This window comes from Methylomonas rosea (assembly GCF_024505055.1).
GTDB classification, from domain to species: Bacteria; Pseudomonadota; Gammaproteobacteria; order Methylococcales; family Methylomonadaceae; genus Methylomonas; species Methylomonas rosea.
The window spans coordinates 112,944-134,766 of sequence record NZ_JANIBL010000001.1; the positions used below are offsets into that span (position 1 = coordinate 112,944).

At 49.2% G+C, this 21,823-nt stretch carries 15 protein-coding genes and 1 tRNA gene; 10 read left to right on the top strand and 6 right to left on the bottom strand.

The genetic code is table 11. From position 1 onward, the window contains the following. Positions 1 to 48: 48 nt before the first annotated feature. Genes NP589_RS00525 through ygfZ form a run of 3 tightly spaced genes read right to left on the bottom strand, consistent with a single transcriptional unit; the run spans position 49 to position 2,868 of the window. On the bottom strand, positions 49 to 1,023 hold the full coding sequence (locus NP589_RS00525; protein ID WP_256605187.1) for a COX15/CtaA family protein: 975 nt from the start codon (positions 1,021 to 1,023) through the stop codon (positions 49 to 51). A 13-nt stretch (positions 1,024 to 1,036) separates the two neighbouring features. Then, the gene (locus NP589_RS00530) at positions 1,037 to 1,879 is read right to left on the bottom strand and encodes an HDOD domain-containing protein (RefSeq protein WP_256605188.1); all 843 of its coding nucleotides are present in this window, start codon (positions 1,877 to 1,879) and stop codon (positions 1,037 to 1,039) included. A gap of 14 nt (positions 1,880 to 1,893) precedes the next feature. Continuing rightward, entirely contained in the window at positions 1,894 to 2,868 is a 975-nt protein-coding gene (ygfZ, locus tag NP589_RS00535; RefSeq protein ID WP_504137415.1) for a CAF17-like 4Fe-4S cluster assembly/insertion protein YgfZ, read from the bottom strand. Positions 2,869 to 2,924: 56 nt separating this feature from the next. Between ygfZ and NP589_RS00540 the strand changes: the two genes are divergently transcribed. Genes NP589_RS00540 through NP589_RS00550 form a run of 3 tightly spaced genes read left to right on the top strand, consistent with a single transcriptional unit; the run spans position 2,925 to position 5,418 of the window. Next, positions 2,925 to 3,356: a protein YgfX gene (locus NP589_RS00540; protein ID WP_256605190.1), complete on the top strand. Its 432-nt coding sequence runs from the start codon at positions 2,925 to 2,927 to the stop codon at positions 3,354 to 3,356. Positions 3,357 to 3,391: 35 nt separating this feature from the next. Beyond that, positions 3,392 to 4,225, top strand: coding sequence for an HDOD domain-containing protein (locus NP589_RS00545; RefSeq protein WP_256605191.1), 834 nt, complete (start codon positions 3,392 to 3,394; stop codon positions 4,223 to 4,225). Continuing rightward, a complete protein-coding gene (locus NP589_RS00550) occupies positions 4,225 to 5,418 on the top strand; it encodes a sensor domain-containing diguanylate cyclase (protein WP_256605192.1) in 1,194 nt (397 codons plus the stop codon). The genes NP589_RS00545 and NP589_RS00550 overlap by 1 nt, the downstream gene beginning before the upstream one ends. Positions 5,419 to 5,515: 97 nt before the next feature. On the opposite strand, the gene NP589_RS00555 is transcribed toward NP589_RS00550, so the two are convergent. Beyond that, a complete protein-coding gene (locus tag NP589_RS00555; protein WP_256605193.1) occupies positions 5,516 to 6,127 on the bottom strand; it encodes a tetratricopeptide repeat protein in 612 nt (203 codons plus the stop codon). A 103-nt stretch (positions 6,128 to 6,230) separates the two neighbouring features. Here NP589_RS00555 and NP589_RS00560 point away from each other — a divergent pair, with 103 nt between their 5' ends. The 6 genes from NP589_RS00560 (at position 6,231) to recD (ending at position 17,812) form a co-directional block, all read left to right on the top strand. After that, positions 6,231 to 7,097 carry a hypothetical protein gene (locus NP589_RS00560; protein WP_256605194.1) on the top strand — a complete coding sequence of 289 codons (867 nt, stop codon included), beginning with the start codon at positions 6,231 to 6,233 and terminating at the stop codon, positions 7,095 to 7,097. Between the two features lie 141 nt (positions 7,098 to 7,238). Continuing rightward, complete coding sequence (gene ychF, locus NP589_RS00565; RefSeq protein WP_256605195.1) at positions 7,239 to 8,330, top strand: redox-regulated ATPase YchF; 1,092 nt, start codon at positions 7,239 to 7,241, stop codon at positions 8,328 to 8,330. Positions 8,331 to 8,382: 52 nt separating this feature from the next. Then, positions 8,383 to 8,460: transfer RNA gene (locus NP589_RS00570), tRNA-Met, on the top strand. A gap of 216 nt (positions 8,461 to 8,676) precedes the next feature. Next, positions 8,677 to 12,180 carry an exodeoxyribonuclease V subunit gamma gene (recC, locus tag NP589_RS00575; RefSeq protein WP_256605196.1) on the top strand — a complete coding sequence of 1,168 codons (3,504 nt, stop codon included), beginning with the start codon at positions 8,677 to 8,679 and terminating at the stop codon, positions 12,178 to 12,180. Next, positions 12,177 to 15,863: an exodeoxyribonuclease V subunit beta gene (gene recB / locus NP589_RS00580; protein WP_256605197.1), complete on the top strand. Its 3,687-nt coding sequence runs from the start codon at positions 12,177 to 12,179 to the stop codon at positions 15,861 to 15,863. Before recC ends, recB begins: the two co-directional genes overlap by 4 nt. Continuing rightward, positions 15,860 to 17,812 (top strand): exodeoxyribonuclease V subunit alpha, encoded by a 1,953-nt coding sequence (gene recD / locus NP589_RS00585; RefSeq protein WP_256605198.1) that lies wholly within the window; start codon positions 15,860 to 15,862, stop codon positions 17,810 to 17,812. Before recB ends, recD begins: the two co-directional genes overlap by 4 nt. A 59-nt stretch (positions 17,813 to 17,871) precedes the next feature. Here recD and NP589_RS00590 read toward each other — a convergent pair whose 3' ends face one another. Continuing rightward, positions 17,872 to 19,200: a TolC family outer membrane protein gene (locus tag NP589_RS00590; RefSeq protein WP_256605199.1), complete on the bottom strand. Its 1,329-nt coding sequence runs from the start codon at positions 19,198 to 19,200 to the stop codon at positions 17,872 to 17,874. 238 nt (positions 19,201 to 19,438) lie between these two features. After that, positions 19,439 to 19,627 carry a hypothetical protein gene (locus tag NP589_RS00595; RefSeq protein WP_256605200.1) on the bottom strand — a complete coding sequence of 63 codons (189 nt, stop codon included), beginning with the start codon at positions 19,625 to 19,627 and terminating at the stop codon, positions 19,439 to 19,441. Positions 19,628 to 20,227: 600 nt separating this feature from the next. On the opposite strand from NP589_RS00595, the gene NP589_RS00600 reads away from it, so the two are divergent. After that, positions 20,228 to 21,757: a DUF4301 family protein gene (locus NP589_RS00600; RefSeq protein WP_256605201.1), complete on the top strand. Its 1,530-nt coding sequence runs from the start codon at positions 20,228 to 20,230 to the stop codon at positions 21,755 to 21,757. Positions 21,758 to 21,823: the final 66 nt, after the last annotated feature.

Sequence of the window (21,823 nt, forward strand, 5' to 3'; positions counted from 1 at the left end):
CTCGATATTGCTTAACTTATTGATAATTACCGTAAAATCCTGGCTTGTCTAGCTTGCTTTCCGGGAAGAGTAATTTAAGCAGATAAAGATGAAAAATTGCGCGCCAAAAATCAGATTAGCCATTAACAGATGTACCGGTTGAGCGACGGCGGGAAAACCCAGTCTGTCGAGGCTGACGCCTGCCAAAATGGCGGTAACGATCAATCCCATTAACACATAAGCAGTGCGCAACAGCAGGCTACGTTTGTCGGCTTGCTGATAAATTTTCCAGGCCAGCCAGAGGTTGGTAAACAAAATGATCGATGAAAAAGACCGGTGAATATAAAAAATGATCGGAAAACTATCGCGCCAAAACTGTCTGTCGATGTAGCTGTGCTCATGAGCGATGTAATCGACCGCTTCCCTGACTTGGGTGCCCATTGCCACTTGCAACAAGGTCATGGCCATGGCAATTTTTAACACCAAAGCAAAGCGCGGTGTCAACCAATGGCTGTCGATGGCTTCCAGGATTGGTTTTTGCGATCTGGCAATGGCGTAGATGAGTAGTGCAACGATAAACAGGGCCAGCAGCATATGCAGCGTTATCATCAAGGGCTTCAGGTTGCTGGCTACTACCGCCGAACCGAGCCAACCCTGAAATCCGACCAACAAAAATACCGATAACGCTAAATAAAAGATGGCTTTGTCGGCTTTCAGATAAACCCGTGATGTCCAGGCGGTGAGAAAAATCAGAAAACCGATAGTCACGCCGACCAAACGATTAGTGTATTCGGTCCAGGTTTTTACAGGGTTGAAGGCGGTGCTTTCATAACCGCGCGCCGCATAAATTTCGTGGTAATTGGCCGGCAATTGCGACTCATGCGTTGGCGGTACCCATTGCCCGAAGCAGGTCGGCCAGTCCGGACAACCCATGCCGGCACCGGAGGCGCGGACGATGCCGCCGACCAGGATCACGAAATACACGGCAAAGATGGTAAGCGTGCCTAAGCGGCGAAAACGGGCGGCGTCTTGGGCGTCTATCATGTGTTTTTAATTCTCAAAGGAACATTGAGTGGGCGAGTTCGATCTCTTCCGAGACTCCTTCAATTTCCAAAATTTCGGTATCGGGCTGGATACCCAACTTAACAAAGGCGGGTACGGTGTTCCAATCGACGCGGCAGGCAGGGTGATCGGTGCCGGCGATGCTTTGCAGAAACGCGACTTGCACTAAATCGACATAATCGGCCTTAGAGCCCGAGTCGCGCTGGAAATCCACATATTCGGAAGGCACCTGTTTAAGTTCTTCCGGGAAATTCCAGGTATTCATGATCAGTTTGCCGACATGCGGATGGGCTTTTTCCAGCAGTTTGTCTAATCGGGAGGGGCTGTCTCTAAACTCCGGAATTTTCTCGACCAGCGTCAGTATCGGCAATTTACCGATTTGATGGATCAGGCCGGCCAGCATGGCTTCATCGGCGTTTAAATGCGGCACGAATGCAGCCAACGCGCGGCTGATCGCTGAAACATTGACGCCTTGCTCCCAGGTGCTGCGGAAATAGCCTTCCAGCAGCGCCGTGGTAGGGGTAAACATTTGCTGCATGATCAAACTGGTGATCAGCGTGCGAATGGTGTTGTTGCCGAGCCGGGTTACGGCCATTTGAATATTTTTGATTTCCATGGTGCCGCGATACAAGGGGCTGTTGGCAACTTGTATCAAACGGGCGGAAATGGCGGCGTCGGTCGCGATAATCTCGGCCAAACTTTGCGCAGTGGCATCGCCTTTACTGACAGCATCCCGGACTTTGATGGCTACATCCGGCAGGGTAGGCAGGATTAATCGGTTGGCGTCGAGTTCCGCTTGCACATGGACTAAAAAGTCTTGAACAGATTTGAATTGCATGGATTGAATTTCCGCTATTGATCCGAAATTATCGCGATAGGTGTGCGATAGTCGTCATCAAGTATAAGGTTTTTTGGCAGTCCATCAACTATTTGCAGGACCAGTAGCGCACGGTTTATTCCGGCCCATGCCGCGTTAGTCAGTACGCATCCCATACTTTGCTGAGAAATGCTATCCAACACCTTACAGCCATTGATGACGCCGTTCGATGATTGCGGGCATTCGGCAATAAACAGCGCGCGTTTGACTTTGCCCAAATAATGACTGCGGGCCACGATTTCCTGGCCTGTGTAACAGCCTTTACTGAAACTGATGCCGCCAAGCTGGTCAATACCCAACATCTGCGGAATATGTTGTTCAGATTGGCTAATATCGAACCAAGGCAGGGCAGTGGAGATGTCCTGATAGCGCCACTCGTCCAGGCTGCCGGATTCGAAAGCGTATCGGCTGCGCAGTAATCCGGTAAATTCATTAATCTGATCAGACGTACCCAGCAGCAGGTGACGCCATGCGCCGGGTAGCTTAACAGTCGTTAACGGTATTTGCCCGATTGCGAAATTGTCTGTCGGAGCGTCAAACTCAGGCGAAAGGCCCGATATGCCCAGGATATGCATGTTTCCGGTTTGATCATGCAATTTTGCATCGGCTCGCAACACGTACATCCGCAATTTTTTTAACACGGTGTCGAGCAAGTCCGCAGGCAGTATCAGGTAAAAAGACGCTAGCGATTTAACCACCAACAGCGTACTGATGACACGGCCTTTGGCGTTACAGAATCCGGCTATACTGGCTTGCGATGCCGATAAATCGTTAATATTGCATGTTAACTGGCCCTGTAAGAGTTTTGCGGCATCCTGACCGCTAACTTCTATGAGGTTCAGGCCGGTGGATGCGAATACTTTTCTGGATAAAGCAAATGCATTGGGTTCCCTAAAAGCGCTGGTGTGATCGGTCCGGTCTTCAAGCATGGCGGCAAAGTTTGTAGGAATACATGAACATAATTTAGCAGGGTAGTTTACCTTAGCGCGAAAAAGGTGCGGCGATTGTGTCGAAAAATCTTGAACAGAGCATGAATTTTACAGTGGGACGCTCACGGGCGCTGAGATTCATTGTTAGCGCCATTCACGCACTGGCGCTGGTGGCATGTTGGTTAAACGCGCTACCGATCCCTTATAAATGCTTGCTAACGATGGCGGTATTATTAAGCTGGCGAAGCAATATGGCATCCGGCGAAATGGGCGTCGCTTATCTGCGCTATACTCCTAAGCATGGATGGTCGCTGCTTGGAAATGGCGATCATTACCAGTCTATCGAGATTCAAGCGTCAACTGTGGTAACCGGAATACTAATCGCGCTGCATTGGGTGCATGATAAAGGGAGGCGTCAATCGATGATAATTCCAAAAGATGCAATGAGTAACAACGATTACCGCAAACTCTCGGTTTGTTTAATTGTTTCAGGTCATGGTCATGGTTGATGAATGCCGATGTAAAGCAAACAATTGAACTGCAAATGAGTTCGCTGAAAAACTTGCCGGTTTTGCCTGAGGCGAGTTTGCGAATTCTGGATGCTATTAACACGCCGGACATACCCATAGAAAAACTGGCGGATGCCTTATCATTATCGCCTGGTTTAGTCGCCAGATTGCTTGGATTAGCGAATTCGGCTTATTTTGCCCGAGGCAGAAATGTCTCCGATATTCGTACTGCCATTTTTCAGGTCCTGGGCCTGGATTTAGTTAAAGCCCTGGCAATGGCAATTATTTTTAATGTCCAATTTGATACGCGTAAATGCCAAGGATTCGACGCCGAGTATTTTTGGATACGCTCATTAACAACGGCGGTATCCGCGCAAAAATTGGCAGCCGACATTCCACAATTGCGTGAATTTGCGCCATCGGCTATTTATTCAGGCGGGTTGTTGCTGAATATCGGCGTATTGGTGCTCGGCTATTTACTGCCCGAAGAGCTGCATGATATTTTTGTCGAGAACAAAAAAACTCGCTTGCCGGTGAGTGAGGGGATTTCTCGACAAATGGGACAGAGCCATTATCAGATCGGTCATTTTTTATTGCATAAATGGCATTTGCCGGCTTTGTATCAGCTTCTATTACAAAATTATGAAAATAAGGATTTTGAGAGTACAGAGCTGCCCTTATTGATTTTATTGAGGGTTTGTGAGCGGCTAAGCGCAACAGTGATTGCCGGCGAGCCTATTAATCTGCAAGAGATTGAGCCGGAATGTCGGAAAATTGAGTTACCCTTGGAAAATATACGCGAGCTGGCCGAACAACTGGCAGAAAATCAGCCTGCCATGCAAAAACTTGCAGCCATCATGGGGAATTGATGAACCAGCACAGCGCAAATAGTCAAGATGTCACACTAGCGGGCTTCGGCATGCAGGATTTGCTGATCGACCTCGTCAATGCGCTGTCCGCAGTCAAACAATTATCCGAAATCGACTATCAAGTCGATGACGAAAAAGCCCTTATCAGGCAAGCTTTGGCAAGCCTTATCCAATATCAAGATATGGAACGCTGCTCTTTTTTCATCGTGGACAGTGAAGGTTTGTTAAGCAATGTTGCCGGCATTAGCGTGAGCGAGCTTGGCAATACTGAACCGAATTTTGATAGGCCTTTGCGCTTTAAAGTCGGGGAAGGCTTGATTGGCGCTGCCGCTGCCACCGGTGTTTTGCAGCATTGTCAAAATTGCCATGAAGATAAGCGATTTGAAAAAACTGGAAACTTAAATCAATCACCCGGCTCAATTATCAGCGTACCGGTATTTACCTTCAACCGCACCCTGATTGGCGTTTTAAACGTATCGCATCCGCAAGCACATTATTTCAGCGATTGGCATATCCGATTATTGGAAGTCTATAAAAATATTCTTGGTCAGCTCATCACCACTCGGCGCCTGGTTCAGCAAATGGAACAGCAAATTGCGTCCAGAACTGCCGAGTTGGAGAGCTTGGTCGCGGAAACCAACCAGCTGAAAGATCATTTTGCCAGTATGTCCATGCATGACCAGTTGACTGGCCTACACAATCGGCGGTTTTTTTATGACCAAGTCGAAGTAGTTATCGCTCATCATAAGCGCTACAAAACTAGTTTTTGTCTGCTGGTTATGGACATCGATCATTTCAAAGTGATTAATGATCGCTTTGGGCATTTGTTCGGTGATCAAGTACTAACCGGTGTCGCTAATGCGTTAAAACGGCAAGTGCGCAATACCGATATTTTGGTGCGTTTTGGTGGCGAAGAGTTTGTAGCGATTTTTACCAACACCCGCTGCGATAGCGGTAAAACATTTGCGGAACGTATTCGTCAGGAAATTAAAACCCTGGAATGGTTTATCGATAAAGAAGTGGTTAATTTGACTCTGAGTATTGGTTTATATTGTCTGAATAGCGATTTAGTTCAATCCGAACAAACGCCGGACATCGATCAAATGATTAATTACGCCGATGCAGCCTTGTATCAAGCTAAAGCCAGCGGCAGAGATAAGACGATAGTATTCGGTGAAGCCCGCTCAGATTAGCGTCAAATATCTGAATTTCCCACTAAGTATAAAACCAGGAATCGTTGTCAGTCCCGTACTTGCATTTTATGTAATGACGCATCTTGGTCTGTTTAGATTAATACAAATACCACCGCCCGGTTCCCCAGTACCAATTGTAGCGATAGCCGGTATACCAGTTGTTGTAAAAAATCTGTTGCCATCGCCTCCGCCACTGGTAGTCGGCTTGCTCCGACTGGCGGGCTTTTACTGCCTCTTTAAGCAAGGTATTGGCTTCCTTGTCGCCTTTGCTGGCGGTGATGGATAACCATTTTTCAGCCTCGCCCGGATCGGATCCCATTTCACCAAGACCCGTCAGATAAACCCTACCCAAAGCTTTTTGAGCATCGAAGTTGCCTTTCTCGGCGGATTCACGCATCCATTTGATCGACTTATAGGTATCTTGGCGAACACCGTCAGCTCTAAAGAAACGCAGAGCTAAATCGTAAGCGGCACGCGGGTCGTTTGCGGCCAGCTCTTCAAGCGCTTTGATTTTTGCAGTATCTTCAGCGGACATCGCCGGTTCCGGCTGAAAAGAGGCATAGTCTTTAGGGCGATCCGCACACCCATTCTCGTCGCAAATTCTAATGGTGTCTGACTTAACTTGTTTTTCTTGATGTGTACACGCCACAAGGCCAAACGCTAGGAATAATACAAATATCGTTGACAAAAAAGGCTTTTTTAAAAGCATGAGTATTTCCTTTTTCTTTTTATAAGTTTTGGTCTATTATCGCTCGAATTTTATAGTTTGCTAGGCGTTATTAACTGAATGGCAATTTTTTGGAGTTTTTTGGATGAGCGTTAAATCAATTCGAGATTTATCAATACTGGTCTCTGTTTTTGCTTTTGCCGGCTGCGCGCAACAGCCTGGTTTGCAGACAGGTGGTAGTTCAAATTTAGTCTCCGGCTCTGCCGGCGGAGCGACCAGCGTCAATGCCAATAAGTCGTTGGAACGTTGCGCTAGCCCGTTGGGTACCTTAGCGGTTAGCGATGGTCGTTTTTCTGGAGCATCCGGTGTAACCACAGTTGATCCGTTAATCCGGCTAGCGGTACAGCAATCCAATTGTTTTATTATCACTGGTATCGGCAATATGAGTACCAGCGCCATGTTGGACAGAATCACCGACCAACAAAGAAACTCCGGGGAATATCGGTCAGGTTCAAAACAACATAAAGGCCAACGTGTTGCCGCTGACTATTTACTTGACCCGCAGATTATCGTCGCTAACGAATCGACAGGCGGACAAGGGGGCTCCATCGGAGCAGGATTAATCGGTGCCGGATTAGGTGCTGCCGGTTTGGGCGGTCTGGGCGCCATTGCCGGAGCGGTTTCGCATGCCGTGGAAACTAGAACTACCGATGTGGCACTGACACTGACCGATATTCGTTCAACTGTACAGATAGCTATTTCCCAAGGCAGTGCCACCGCCAATAATATGAGTACATCGGGCGGCGGCGCGTTCGGCGGTTGGGGCGGACTATTTGCCGGCGCAGCTGGCGGCAGCATAGGCATGTACAGCAGAACCCCGGAAGGTATAGCCACTGCGGCCGCCTTCTTTGACGCTTATAACAATATGGTCCAATCGCTTAGAAATTATAAGGCGCAAGAAGTGCAGGGCGGTGGGGGCAGCGGTCAAGGCGGTGTTTTGCAAGTCAAATAAGCAACTGATAGCGCATCGTTTTCAAGCGATGCGCTTCTCCTCGTGTCGGCACGGTCATATCTTTAAATTCTCTGTATAATCTCGCCCGCACTCTTCCGGTTTATCCGGCTCCTGTTAAATTAATCCTTCTGTATAAAATTCATGGCACTACATTGCGGAATCGTTGGGCTGCCCAACGTCGGTAAATCAACTCTGTTCAACGCGCTGACCAAAGCCACCATTGCGGCTGAAAACTACCCTTTTTGTACGATAGACCCAAACGTGGGTGTGGTGCCAGTTCCGGATCCGCGCATGGATAAACTAGCGGCAATCGTCAATCCCGAGCGCGTGTTACCGACCACTATTGAGTTCGTCGACATCGCCGGTTTAGTGGCCGGCGCCTCCAAAGGAGAAGGCTTGGGCAACCAGTTTCTCGGTAACATCCGCGAAACCGATGCTGTGGTGCATGTGGTGCGCTGTTTTGATGACGACAACGTGATTCACGTCGCCGGCAAAGTCGATCCGATCAACGATATAGAAGTCATCAATACCGAATTGGCTCTGGCCGACATGGCTTCCGTCGAAAGAGCGTTGCAAAAAGCCGCAAAAGCGTCAAAGTCTGGTAACAAGGACGAACTGGCGAGAAAGGAAGTTCTCGAGCGGGTGCTGGAACATCTCAATGCCGGTGAAGCCGTGCGTACTTTAGGTTTAAGCGAAGACGACGCCAAGCTTATCAAGGAATTGTGCCTGATAACCATCAAGCCCACGCTATATGTTGCCAATGTGCAAGACGACGGTTTTGAGAATAATCCGATGCTGGACAAAGTCAAAGCGTTTGCTGAAAAAGAAGGCTCTAAGGTCGTCGCTGTCTGCGCGGCCATAGAAGCGGAAATCGTGCAACTCGATGAAGACGAAAAGAAAGAATTTCTCGAAGATTTGGGTCTGGAAGAGCCAGGCTTGAATAGAGTCGTGCGTGCCGGCTATGAGCTGTTGAATCTCTCGACATATTTCACCGCTGGCGTCAAAGAAGTACGGGCTTGGACCATTCCAATCAACGCCACCGCACCACAAGCTGCGGGAGTAATTCATTCCGATTTCGAAAAGGGATTCATCCGCGCCGAAGTTGTGTCTTACGCCGATTTTATAGCGTATAACGGCGAGCAAGGTGCCAAAGATGCCGGCAAATGGAGGCTGGAAGGCAAGGAATATAAAGTCCAGGACGGCGACGTCATGCACTTTCGTTTCAACGTTTGACAATAGAAAAGACGCGCCCTATAATGCGCGTCTTTTCAAAGCTGTTCCCAGTGGCGATATAGCTCAATCCGGTTAGAGCGCGGGATTCATAACCCCGAGGTTCCAGGTTCGATCCCCGGTATCGCCACCATTCACAGCTATCGCAGTACCAAGAATAACCATAGGCTTTAAATACAAGAGCTTATGGTTTTTTTATGCGCGTCGCTTTTGCCTCATTCTCAGCGTTACCGGGCAAAGCTACAGTTAGGCCTGTTCAGGCAAAGATATTCATTTGTAACTCCCTCGATGGCTTAGTCAAAAGCGGCGATAATAGCTACACCGCTCTCCTAAACTATTTCTGCCTATCATGCCTGCATCAGGTCACGCACAACCCCTAGATAACGGCATTGCCGTGATCCACTCCAATCAACTGGAAGAACTCCGCGATGTGGTCGAGTACTGGCTACGACAGCATCCTTTGCTGCCCTTGGAAAGCGAAATTTTTCTGGTGCAGAGCAATGGCATGGGGCATTGGTTAAAGCAAAGTCTGGCGCACAATTCCTCGTTGGGCATTGCCGCTGCGATGAAAATGCAGTTACCGTCTTTGTTTATCTGGAGCATTTATCGTTCGGTATTGGGCGAGCAGATTCCCACCGAGCAACCGTTAGCCAAGGACCCGTTGATCTGGCGTTTATATCGATTGTTGCCACAGTTGCTGAAACAACCCGGCTTCGAAACGCTGGCCAGTTTTTTGACCGATGATAGTAATTGCCGTAAACGTCATCAACTGGCCGAACAACTGGCGGACCTGTTCGATCAATATCAGGTGTATCGTTCCGATTGGGTGTCGGATTGGGCGGCGGGGGAGGATGTGTTGCGCAACGGGCATGGCGAGAGCAAACCGCTGCCGAGTTCGCAACTCTGGCAAGCCGCCTTGTGGCGGGCGGTGCTCGATGATTTTGATTTGGGTGCGGAATCCTCGCCGTTTGCCAGTAGGGCAGCGGTACATGCGCAATTCATGACTCGTATCGATACCTTAACGGAACGGCCGGCGAATTTGCCGCGCCGGGTCGTATTATTTGGCCTATCGTCCCTGCCGCAGCAGTCGCTGGAAGTGCTTGCCAAGTTGGGCCGATTTTGTCAGATCGTGTTGTTTGTGCATAACCCTTGTCAGCACTATTGGGCGGATATCATCGAAGATAAGGAATTGCTCAAAGCTGAACGCCGCCGTCAATCGTACAAATCAGGTATGAGGGCCACATTAAGTGATGCGGAACTGCATTTACAGGCCCCGCCCTTATTGGCGGCTTGGGGCAAACAGGGCCGGGATTATATTCGTTTGCTGGATCATTTCGATGAAACCCAGGCCTACGCCAACTGGCATTGGCCGGACAGCAAAATCGATATGTTCAAAGACTATGGGGACGCAGGACAGCGCAGTTTGCTGCAACATCTGCAACAGGCTATCCTGGATCTAGAACCGTTGTCGGAGCAACCCGCATGTCTGGCAAGTGTGGATACCTCTATTCAATTTCATATCGCTCACAGCCCACAGCGCGAAGTCGAAATTCTGCACGATCAATTGTTGGCGCGTTTCGATAGCGCCCAACGACACGGTAAACCTTTATATCCGCGTAATATCATTGTGATGGTTCCGGACATCAATACCTACGCGCCACATATTCACGCGGTGTTCGGGCAAATTCAAAGCGACGATCCGCGTTATATTCCCTACAGCCTGGCCGATCAGCAGCAGCGCGGACAAAATCCGCTGTTGCTTGCCGTGGAAACCTTGCTCAACTTACCTGAGTCGCGGTTTGCGGTCAGCGAATTTCTGGGTTTGCTGGAAGTACCGGCCTTGCGGGCGCGCTTTGAGATTGACGAAATAGCCATACCCAAACTGCATCAATGGATTGAAGAATCCGGGATACGCTGGGGCTTGAACGCCCGGCAACGTAAGCAACGGGTCAATATGCCCGCTGACTTGCAGACCAATACCTGGCAGTTTGGGTTGAGACGGATGTTGCTTGGGTATGCGGTGGGTGCCGGCGCGCCTTTTGATGAGATTCAGCCTTACGAAGAAATTGGCGGCCTGGATGCGCAATGGCTGGGTGGTCTGGCGTTTCTGTTGGAAACGCTGGAAAAATACGCAGAGCTGTTGGGGAGGGAATATGCACCAAATAGATGGCAGCAAATATTGTCCGAATTGCTGGACGATTTTTTTCAGGTAAGCGACGAGCGCGAACGAAAAACCCTGGAAACTCTCACAAGTTCGCTGGCCAGCTGGTCCAGGCACTGCGAACAAGCCGGTTTAACTGGGATGGATTTACTGCCCATTCATGTGGTGCGCGAAGCCTGGTTGGCTGGCGTTGACGAACCGTCCTTAAATCAACGCTTTCTCAGCGGCCGCGTTAACTTCTGCACCTTGATGCCAATGCGCGCGATCCCATTCAGACTGATTTGCCTGTTGGGCATGAACGACGGTGACTACCCGCGCAACCAGCAAGCGCATAGCTTCGATTTGATGAGCCAGCGCGGCCAGTACCGCCCCGGCGACCGCTCGCGCCGCCAAGACGACCAATATTTATTTTTGGAAGCTTTATTGTCGGCGCGCGAACAGCTGTATATCAGTTGGGTAGGGCGCAGTATCCGCGATAACAGTGAGCGACCACCTTCGGTGCTGATCAGTCAATTACGCGATGTGCTGGCGCAGGGCTGGGCGTTAGCCGATAAGCCCAGGTTGTTGGAGAGAATCACCGTCGAGCACCCTTTACAACCGTTTAGCGAAGCGTATGTTAAAAAAAACCGCGATCCGAATCTTTATACCTATGCCCGGGAATGGTTTGCGCCTGCCGTAGCGCAGTCGTTTAGCGATCGGATCGCGTCCGGCCCGGACGATAAAACCTATGCGTTGACTTTGGAATCGCTTGCGCGATTTTTGCGCGCACCGGTAAAAAGCTTTTGCAATCAAACCCTAAAATTTGGTTTCGATAGCCTAACAGTTACCAGCGAAGACTGCGAACCGTTTGGAATTGATAGTCTGCAAGCCTTTTTATTCAGCGATGAGTTGCTAAAGGGTCTAACTGCGGAGCATCCGGACGACACGGAAGACTTCCTGACTCGGCAGCAGGCCGTGATGATGCAGAAAGGACAACTACCCTTGGGCGGTTTCGCCCAGGCGAGTTTCGCGGCCATGGCCGAACCGGTCAAGTCGGCTTGGGAACGTTATCAGGTGCTGGCGTCTGAATGGCCCGAAGTTTTAGTGCCGCATGTGTTGCAGCTGGGGCCTTTTGCCTTGGCCGGCGGCGTTACGGTGCAAGTGACCGGCGATCTCAGTCTATTGCGCTGCCAATCCCAGCAAGAACAAGCCGGTCTGTTGCATCTGACGGCGCAAAATCTGTTGAACAAGGACAAATCCATCAAATACCAAAACCTATTGTTGCAGTGGCTACAGCATTTGGCGGCTTGCGCCGACAGTTTGCCGGTAAAGACCTTGGTAATCGGTGCCGATACGGTGATTGAAATGCCCGTTGTCGAGCAAGACGACGCTTATCAGCACTTGCAAAACCTGGTTGCCGCTTATCACGACGGCATGCAAGCACCGTTGCCGGTGGCGTGCCGAACGGCATTTTGCTGGCTTGCCGCCCCCTCGGAAAGTGCGCCGGATAAAGCCCAAGCCAGATACGACGGCGACGAATGGAACGCCGGTGAAGTCCATTACGATGCCTATCTTGCTCGCTTCTTTCCCAATTTTGCCAGCTTGTTTGCGTTTGCCGCGGACAAGGATTTTGCATATTGGGCGGATAGCTTGTATCGGCCGATGTTTATGCATATCCGGGAATTGCCTGGAGCAGGGGAGGCGTCGGTATGACCAGCGCCATTCCGCTCAACCCCATCGAATTTCCGTTGTCGGGTACCCGGTTGATCGAAGCCAGCGCCGGCACCGGTAAAACTTACACCATCGCCGCCTTATATGTGCGGTTAATCCTAGGGCACAATCCGGGTAGTGCCGAACCCAGTCGATATTTGTTGCCGCCGGATATTTTGGTGGTGACTTTCACAGAGGCCGCTACCAAGGAGTTACGCGAGCGGATTAGCGAGCGTTTGAGTCAGGCCGCGCGATTTTTTCGTCAGCAATTGTCGACGACTGATACATTTTTACACGACATCCGCGACTGTTATGCAGAGCAAGACTGGCCGGCATGCGCCCTTCGTCTGGAGTTGGCGGCTAACTGGATGGACGAGTCGGCGGTTTACACCATCCACAGTTGGTGCAACCGCATGCTGCAACAACACGCCTTCGATAGCGGCAGTTTGTTCCGGCAGGAGGTCAATACCGACGATACTGAATTACTGAATGAGGTAGTCAGGGACTATTGGCGCAGTTTTTACTATGAAATGTCCAACGACGCCGATTTTCCAAGCTTGTATGCGGTGTTCAAGCATCCGGACGAGTTATTGCTGGTGGTGCGTTCTCTGCTTGGTAACGCCGAACCGATACCGTTTAGTTTGGCCGACGGTCAGTCCATTAAAAGATTGATTTCTGCATTAGCGTCCGTCAGGCAGTCGTCCTTACAAGAGTTAAAAGCGCCTTGGCTAAATTGGCTGCCAGAAGTACGCGAACTATTGGAGGCCGCCATAGAAACCAAAGTGCTGCCTGCAAAAAATTACAACTCGGCTAACCGCCGCAACTGGCTGGATAAAATCGAAGCATGGAGTCAGGATCCCTCACAGGACACTCTGGACATTGGTAAGGGTTTTGAGAATCTGTCACCGGTCGGCATGGCTACGTTAGCTAATCCAGGGCAAACACCGCCGGATCATCCCGGTTTTGCGGCGATTGGCCGCTTGCCCGCGCATCTGGCGGCGCTGCCCAGTTTAAAAGTCGAGCTGATCAAGCACGCCGTGCATTGGATCAGGCAGCGTTACGATTTTGAAAAACAACGCATCGCCAGGATGACTTTCGACGACATGTTGATTCGCCTGGATAACGCGCTGCAAGGCCAAAACGGTGTGCGACTAGCGGAGGTGATTCGCCAGCAGTATCCCATCGCGTTGATAGACGAGTTTCAGGATACCGACCCGGTGCAATACCGGATTTTTTCCACGCTCTATGCGTCGCCAGTCGTCGGCGACTCGGCTTGTTTGATGATAGGCGACCCGAAACAAGCTATCTATTCGTTCCGCGGCGCGGATATTTACACGTATCTAAAAGCGCACCGCGATACCCAAGGCCGGCATTACACCTTGGGCACCAATTACCGTTCCACCCATGCTCTGGTCGACGCAATCAATCAGGTATTTTTGCAAGCCGATCGGCAAGACCGGGGCGCATTCAGGTTTAAAACGCACCAGGATAACCCTTTACCCTTCCTGCCGGTTAAGGCTCAGGGCCGCGATGATGTGTGGGTTGTCGATAATCAAGCCGCCCCGGCGTTGACGCTTTGGCACTGGGAAAGCGAGGATGCGGTTGGCATGCCGGCTTATCGGGAAACGCTGGCCGAGGTAACGGCCAATGAGATTGTCAAATTGTTGGGCGCGGCTGATGCGGGGCAAGCCGGGTTCAAATCGGCATCTGGTTTTCAAGTCTTGCAACCCGGGGATATCGCTATCCTGGTCCGTAGCGGCAGCGAAGCCAGGGCAATTCGCAATGCTTTGGCGCGTCGGCGCGTGCGTAGTGTCTACCTGTCGGAGCGCGATTCCATCTTTGCCAGTGCGGAAGCTGTCGACATGTTGCTTTGGTTAAATGCCCTAGCCGAGCCGCGTAACGAGCGCAAGGTGAGGGCGGCGATAAGTTCCGCAACCTTCGGCTGGTCTTACCAAGCGTTGCATGAACTGGCCTTGGACGAGCCCGGCTGGGAATCGCATCTGGAACGTTTTATGACGTACCAACAACGCTGGCAACAGGATGGCATTTTGCCTGCCCTGCGGCAGCTGATTAATGATTACGGTTTGCATGCCCGCCTTTCTGCCGACAGCGAAGGCGAGCGCAGCATCACCAATCTGCTGCATCTCGCCGAATTGTTGCAACAAGCCAGCATGCAGATGGAGGGCGAGCAAGCCCTGATCAGACATTTGGCCGAAGCTATCGAGGCCGGTGGTAATCAGGCCGGCGACGACGGCATCATCAGGCTGGAAAGCGATGCCAATCTGATTAAAGTCGTGACCATTCATAAATCCAAAGGCCTGGAATACCCGCTGGTGTTTTTGCCGTTTATTTGCAGCTTTCGGGAAGTGGGTGGTCGCTTTAATGTCTATTACCGTTATCACGACGAGAATCAGGATTTGCAAATCGACCTGCATAAACAGGAGCGCATCAAAGCCATCAGCGAAGAAGAAAGGCTGCAGGAGGATTTGCGTTTGCTGTATGTGGCGATGACCCGCGCCCGCCATGCTTGTTGGTTGGGTATAGCGCCGGTCAAGTCGGGTAGTACCAAGGATTGCCAGTTGGAAAAATCGGCGCTGGGCGCGTTGCTTAATTGGCGGACCAAACAGCCGATCAGCGAATTAGCCGCGCAACTGCTCGAGCTGAAAGGCAGCTGTGACGCGATTTCGATAACGCCTTTACCGGAAAGTGACGATACACGCTACAGCCCGGTCTTGTTAAACGAGGGTTGCGACGACACGCGCGTTCCGCTCAGCAAAGTAGCCAGCAATTGGTGGATAGCCAGTTACAGCGCCTTGCACATCGTGGACCAACCAACGTTGGCGGCAGATCAGTTTGGGTTGCTGCCGGAGTTGGAAACCGCCCGTGACGATAAGCAAAATGACGAAGCCGAAATTGCTGCTGCGGTTAGTAAACCGCTGACCAGTGTTCACGGTTTGCCCAGAGGCGCCGGTCCCGGCGTGTTGATTCACGACTTGCTAGAGGAATGCGCGCAACTGGGTTTTGCCAGCGTGTCGGCAACTCCTACCTTAAGACAAGACTTGATTCAAAAGCGCTTTACCGGCGGCGAATGGGAAAATAAACACACCGTCATCGGTTCGGCCCTGGCGCACTGGCTGAGCATGTCTTTGCTGGAGGATAGTGATCTTAGTTTGGCTACCTTAGGAACCAATGCCTATCAGGCTGAACTGGAATTTCTGCTGGGTGCCGAGACGGTTGATACTGTGGAATTGGACCGTTTGGTAACCCGGCATACGTTTGGCGGACAAGCGCGCCCCGGCTTGCTGCCCGGACAAGTCAACGGACTGTTAAAGGGTTTTATAGACTTAGTGTTTATGCACGATAAGCGGTACTACGTGGTCGATTACAAATTCAACAGCTTGGGTGCAGACGATGCGGCTTATACGCAGGAGAACCTGGTGGCAGCGATGTTGGCTAAACGTTACGATTTGCAATACAGCCTGTATTTGCTGGCTTTACATCGCTTGCTAAAAGTCAGGCTGGGCAATGCTTACGATTACGATATGCACATCGGCGGGGCACTGTATTTATTCTTAAGAGGCACCCAAGGTCCGACGGCGGGACGTGTCTACGATAAGCCTCCCAGGATCTTGATCGATAGCTTGGATATGTTGTTTTCGGCATCAAAAGACGGAGCTTATGCATGATTCGGCAAGCGGCGGTAATAGACAGCATGCAGCACTGGATTGCAAAAGGTTGGTTGAGTCATTTGAATCGGGCCTTCGTGGGTTTTCTGTTGGATCTTGAGCCAGACGCAACCGAAGCCGTGCTGTGGGCAGGAGCCTTGCTCAGCCATCAACTGGATAGAGGCGAAGTCTATCTGGACTTGGAAAAACTCTGCGAGCAGCCGGGGTTGACGCTGGCTATTCCGGCTGATGATGCTTGGGCGGTCGAGCAGGATGAGGCGGCGGCCGAATTGGCGCGTCTAAAAGACTACAGCATTGAGACCTGGAAAGCTGCGCTAACGCAATCAAGGCTTGTGTCATTTGGAGAGGGCGTTACGCCGCTGGTTTTGACTGGCAATCGATTGTATTTGCGGCGTTACTGGCACTATGAACAGATCATACAAGCCTGCATTATGCAACGTTTGCAACCGGTGCGGGATAGCTTGCCGTCATCCTTGTCGGAACGATTGCAACGTTTGTTTCCAACGAGCTCGGAAAGCCCGGATTGGCAGAAAATCGCTTGCGTCCTGGCTTTGCGGGCGCGATTTGCCATTATCACCGGCGGACCGGGTACCGGTAAAACCACAACGTTAACCAAGTTGTTGGCCTTGTTGATCCATTTAGCGCAAGAAGATAGTGAGAACCCCAAAACACTGAATATTTTACTGGCGGCACCGACCGGTAAAGCGGCGGCCAGGGTCAGCGAGTCGATTGCAAAAGCGCTCGATAACTTGGCTATCGATGAAAGCATCAAGCAATGTATCCCCAGAAAAGCCAGCACTTTGCACCGTTTACTGGGCAGCGGGCACGATTCGCGGCGCTTTCAGCATAATCGCCACAATCCGATTGTCGCCGACATTGTGATTGTCGATGAAGCGTCGATGATCGATCTGGAAATGATGGCGTCGCTGTTGGGGGCCTTACCGGCAAACGCTCAGTTGATCTTGTTGGGCGACAAGGATCAATTGGCGTCGGTCGAGGCCGGCTCGGTGATGGGCGATTTATGTCGTGGGGCCGAACAGGCCGCTTATGATGCGGCTACTCTGGCCTGGATTGCTGACTATGCCGGAGAACGGCTTAAGCCTGCCGCAGCATTAGGTTCTGCTATCAATCAACAAACTATCATGTTGCGTCATAGTCATCGTTTCGATGAGCACAGCGGCATCGGGCAATTAGCTAGAGCCGTGAATCAGGGCGATGCGTTGCAGGCTCAGTCGATCTTGAGTGACACGGCACATTACCCGGATTTACGGCCCGAGCCGCGTGCTGACTATTTTGCCTTACGACAACGCCCAACGGCGGATGCCGCCAATAGCCTGTTAAGAAAGTTGGTGATTAATGAGGGTGTTCTGGGTTATGGATATTATTTGGCGCAAATCGGCGATTGCCGGCCAAACACTGCGGAGCGATGCGACGAGTGGGCCTTGCAAGTGTTGGCAGCCTTCGATGCCTTTCAGGTGTTGTCGGCATTGCGACGAGGGCCGTGGGGCGTAGAAGGGCTAAATCAGCGGATCGAAGAGTGGCTGTTTGCTAGATCCAAACAGGCGCTCTGGTATGAGGGCCGGCCGGTCATGATCACTCGCAACGATTACAATCTGGGACTGATGAACGGCGACATAGGGATCGCATTGCGAGACAGCAGCGGCAAATTGAAGGTGGCCTTTCCGAATACTGATCCATTGGCGGCGCTGAAGATTCGTTGGGTATCGCCGATGCGTTTGCCCGATGTGGAAACGGCGTTTGCGATTACCGTACACAAGTCACAAGGTTCGGAATTTAACCATGTGGCTTTGGTGTTGCCGGAAAATATCAGCCCGGTGATTACACGCGAATTGATTTATACCGGCATCACACGCGCCAAAGAAAGTTTCACTTTGCTGGAAAGCTGCGACGGGGTTTTTTCTAAAGCTATTTTGACTTGCCGCAAATAGCGATTGGGTTTTGGTGGCAATCCTAGATCGTCAAACAGCTAGTATTTTACCACCTGCCATCAATGCTCTACTGGGGCGCCAGTTTTTGCCTGCAAATATTGATTGATTTGTTCCAAGTCCTCTTCATTCAGACTACCGGCGGCTTCCTTGAGTTTGATGCCGTTAATCAGATAATCGTAGCGGCTTCTGGCGTGATCGCTTTTGGCTTTGTATAAATTACGTTGTTCGGTGAGTACGTCCACCATGGTTCGGGTGCCTACTTCAAAACCGGCTTCAGCCGCTTCCACGGCCATTTCCGCGGATTTGCTGGTGGCGTCTAATGCTTTGACTCTGCTGATGCTGGAAACCACGCCCCGAAACGCGTCTTTAACGCCGCGATTGATGCTGCGTTTTACTTTAGTCAAATCTTCCTTGGCTGCTTCATACTCATAGGCAGCCTGGCGGCTGCGGGAAGAGGTGCCGCCGCCTTCGTATAAAGGCAGGTTTAGTTGCAATCCGAAACTTTCATTGTCACCGCGCAAACCGTATTGGTTACCTGTGTCCATTTCGCTGTATTGAGCAACGATGTCAAGGGTTGGCAGATGTTTGGATTGTTGTAACTCGACGTTTTTACGCACGTATTCGGCTTGATTGATCTGTGCCACAATAGAGAAATTGTTGTTCTCGGCGGTATTCGCCCAGGATGACAAATCTTCGGGGGCCGGCGGGCTGAGCGGAATTTGCGGTTGTAGACTGCTCAGCTCTGCGGCATTATCGCCTATGATTTCCCGCAAGGCTTCCTTGCTGTTATCCAAAAGGTTCTCCGCTTCGATCTCGCTGGCCAGGGCCCTGTCATATCCGGCTTGGGCTTCATAGACATCGGTAATCGCTATAATACCGACGTCGAAACGCTGTTTGGCCTGTTCCAATTGTTTTTCGATGGATTTTTTTTCCGAGTTGGCAAATTCCAGATTGTCTTGCGCGGCCAATATATTGAAATAAGCCTCGGCGGTTCTGCGGATCAAGCTTTGTTGTTTGGCCTGGAATTGCGCTTCCGCCTGAGCAATTTTGTTATCGGCCTGATCGAGCTGTACCCAATGGTCCCAGTGAAACACGGGTTGTTTCAAATTAATACCCAATTTACTGTCCCAATAATGCTGCAACGTGGTTCCCAAAAAGCTGGTACTTTCCAGACGATTGCGGCTGCTGTTGGCGCTAAAGGAAAGATTTGGCAACATTTGCGCGATACTTTGTGACTTGATCTCTGCGGTGGCTAGTTTATTGATGTCCGAGCTTTTAAATTCTGGGTCATTGGCTTTCGCCAGCTGATAGGTTTCCAGTAAATCCTGGCAAAAAGCGGGGCTTCCCCATATCAGAGCTACCAAGAACGTGAGTAACAGTTTTGTCATTGAGAAATCTTGCGAGGAGAGTTGAAAATAAACTTTAATTATGGCCTAAAATAACTAATGTAACGCGACAATTTAAGACTGACGTAAGCTTGTGTGCGCAGACTTGATTAGCGAACAGTCAATTTTAACCTTAGAACAATCCAATAATAGTTGTTTGCGAGGTTTAAAACGGCCTCAAAGCCGAATTTTCCAAACAATCATCTTCCCATAGGAGCCTTTTCGGCTCCTATGGGCGCTATCAAGACTCAGCTACCCTGCGAATAGCGCAAAAACGCCTCACGTTGTAAACCAAGTTCATGAAACCGATGCGCACTTCGGAGCGAGCCAGGCCGATGCAACGGACTGTCTTTTCGCCCCATTGCGCCATACAGGCAAACACGTCTTCGACCCGGCAACAATAGCCTATGATTTTATTCAATAAAAGCATATTGTGTTACTTAGTGTTCTGGTGTCGTTGCACATGCATTCTTGAGAAAAGTCAGCATCACATTGGCAGGAACTGGCTGATTGTGTTGAAAATGGCTATTGTTGGAAAACTGGATTAAAGCAGAAAAGTAATTAAGAAAAAAAGCAATAACTTTCAATTTGCTTGAACTGCAAAAGTAGTTGGAATCCGAGAAAAACAGGTTTTTTCAACACAATCGACCATAAGCAGTCGATTATGATATAAAATTTCTGTTTAGCTCCAAAGCCGATGCATTGTTGCCATATGAATATAATGAAGAATTATGCCGAACGGTAACTCATCCGGGAATCAATTGGATATGAGTGTTTTTCTAAAGTGGGGACGATTTTGGTAAAGACTGCGGAGTCGGATATCACAACACAATCCCCACTGTGGGCAGATCAATGCCCTTTTCCAGCGGCAAATAGGCTTTCTATAATCATGGCGGGTATCAGCAGCATTGGGTTGCCGCTTTTTTCTCATCTGATGGTTTTTTCAAGGTGGCCAAATGTAGCCGTATTGTTGCCCTAGAATTAATTGTGTAGATACATATAAAAAAATTACAACATCAAAAATTATAATATGATGCTATCAAACAAAGATTTACAGCAAATTAGCGAAAAATGTATTTCAGAATCACAAATTCTTAATCAGCTTAAAAGTTTTGAAACGGGTTTCCCGTTTTTGAAAATTATTAGTGCTGCATCACCAGAGAACGGTATTACCATCGCTTCGGATGCACAACTTAACGATTTGTTGGAAGCATGGGATGCTTATTTGAAAGGTAATGCGTCAATACTAAAATTTGTTCCGGCATCGGGTGCGGCCAGCCGTATGTTTAAAGATTTATATGAGTTTTTGGATGCCGATTATGCCGAACCACAAAAACCTGCTGAAATTAAATTTTTTACTGAAATTAAAAACTTCGCTTTTTACAATGCTTTGAACGAATGTTGTTTGAAAAATAATAATAAAAGTATTGACGATTTGATTAAAAATGGAGAACCGAAAGCTATTGTGTCTAATTTATTAAACAGTAATGGCTTGAATTATGGTGCGTTACCTAAAGGCTTGCTTCTGTTTCATACATATAACAACGAAAAACGTACTTCATTACAGGAGCATTTGGTGGAAGGCGAATTATATGCGTCTAATTCATCGAACGAAGTAAATATTCATTTCACAGTTTCAACTGAACACCGCCAACTGTTTGAAAATCATGTAAACGATACGCTTTCTGAATACGAAAATGTACTGGGTAAAAGATTCAAAATCAGTTTTTCAGAACAAAAACCATCGACTGACACTATAGCTGTCGACGAACAAAATCAACCATTTCGCGAAAATGGAAAATTAGTGTTTCGCCCCGGAGGACATGGTGCTCTTATTGAAAATCTGAATGATTTGAATGCAGATGTTATTTTCATTAAAAATATTGACAATGTGGTTCCTGATTCGCTTAAAGATCAAACAGTTAAATATAAGAAAGCTATTGCGGGTTTATTGATTAAACTTCAACAAAAAGCGTTTGAATACCTTCAATTATTGGAGAAAGATAATACCTCTATTTCAAGCTTGCATGAAATTGCTCTGTTCTGCGAAAAAGAACTGAATAACATTCACCCTGAAATTAATAAATTGAATGAAAATGAATTAAAACAGTATCTGAAGTCAAAACTAAATCGTCCGATTAGGGTTTGTGGTATGGTTAAAAATACCGGAGAGCCTGGTGGTGGTCCTTTTCTTACTGTAAATGCAGATGGAACCGTGTCTACTCAAATTCTCGAAAGTTCGCAAATTGATTTATCAAATCCGACTGAAAAAGCTAAAATGATGCATTCAACACATTTTAATCCTGTTGATTTGGTATGTGGAGTGAAAAACTACAAAGGCGAAAAATTTAATCTTTTACAATATGTCGATAAGCTAACCGGATTTATTTCATCGAAATCGAAGGGTGGTAAAGAATTGAAAGCTTTAGAGTTGCCCGGACTTTGGAATGGCGCCATGAGCGATTGGAATACAATTTTTGTTGAAGTTCCTATTGAAACATTCAATCCGGTAAAAACTGTGAACGATTTGCTTCGTCCTGAGCATCAGCAAATAAGATAATTTGTTTATAATTAAAGACAGCTACTATTTTTGAAAAATCGAAAACACCGGGAGCGGCGCAGGCGG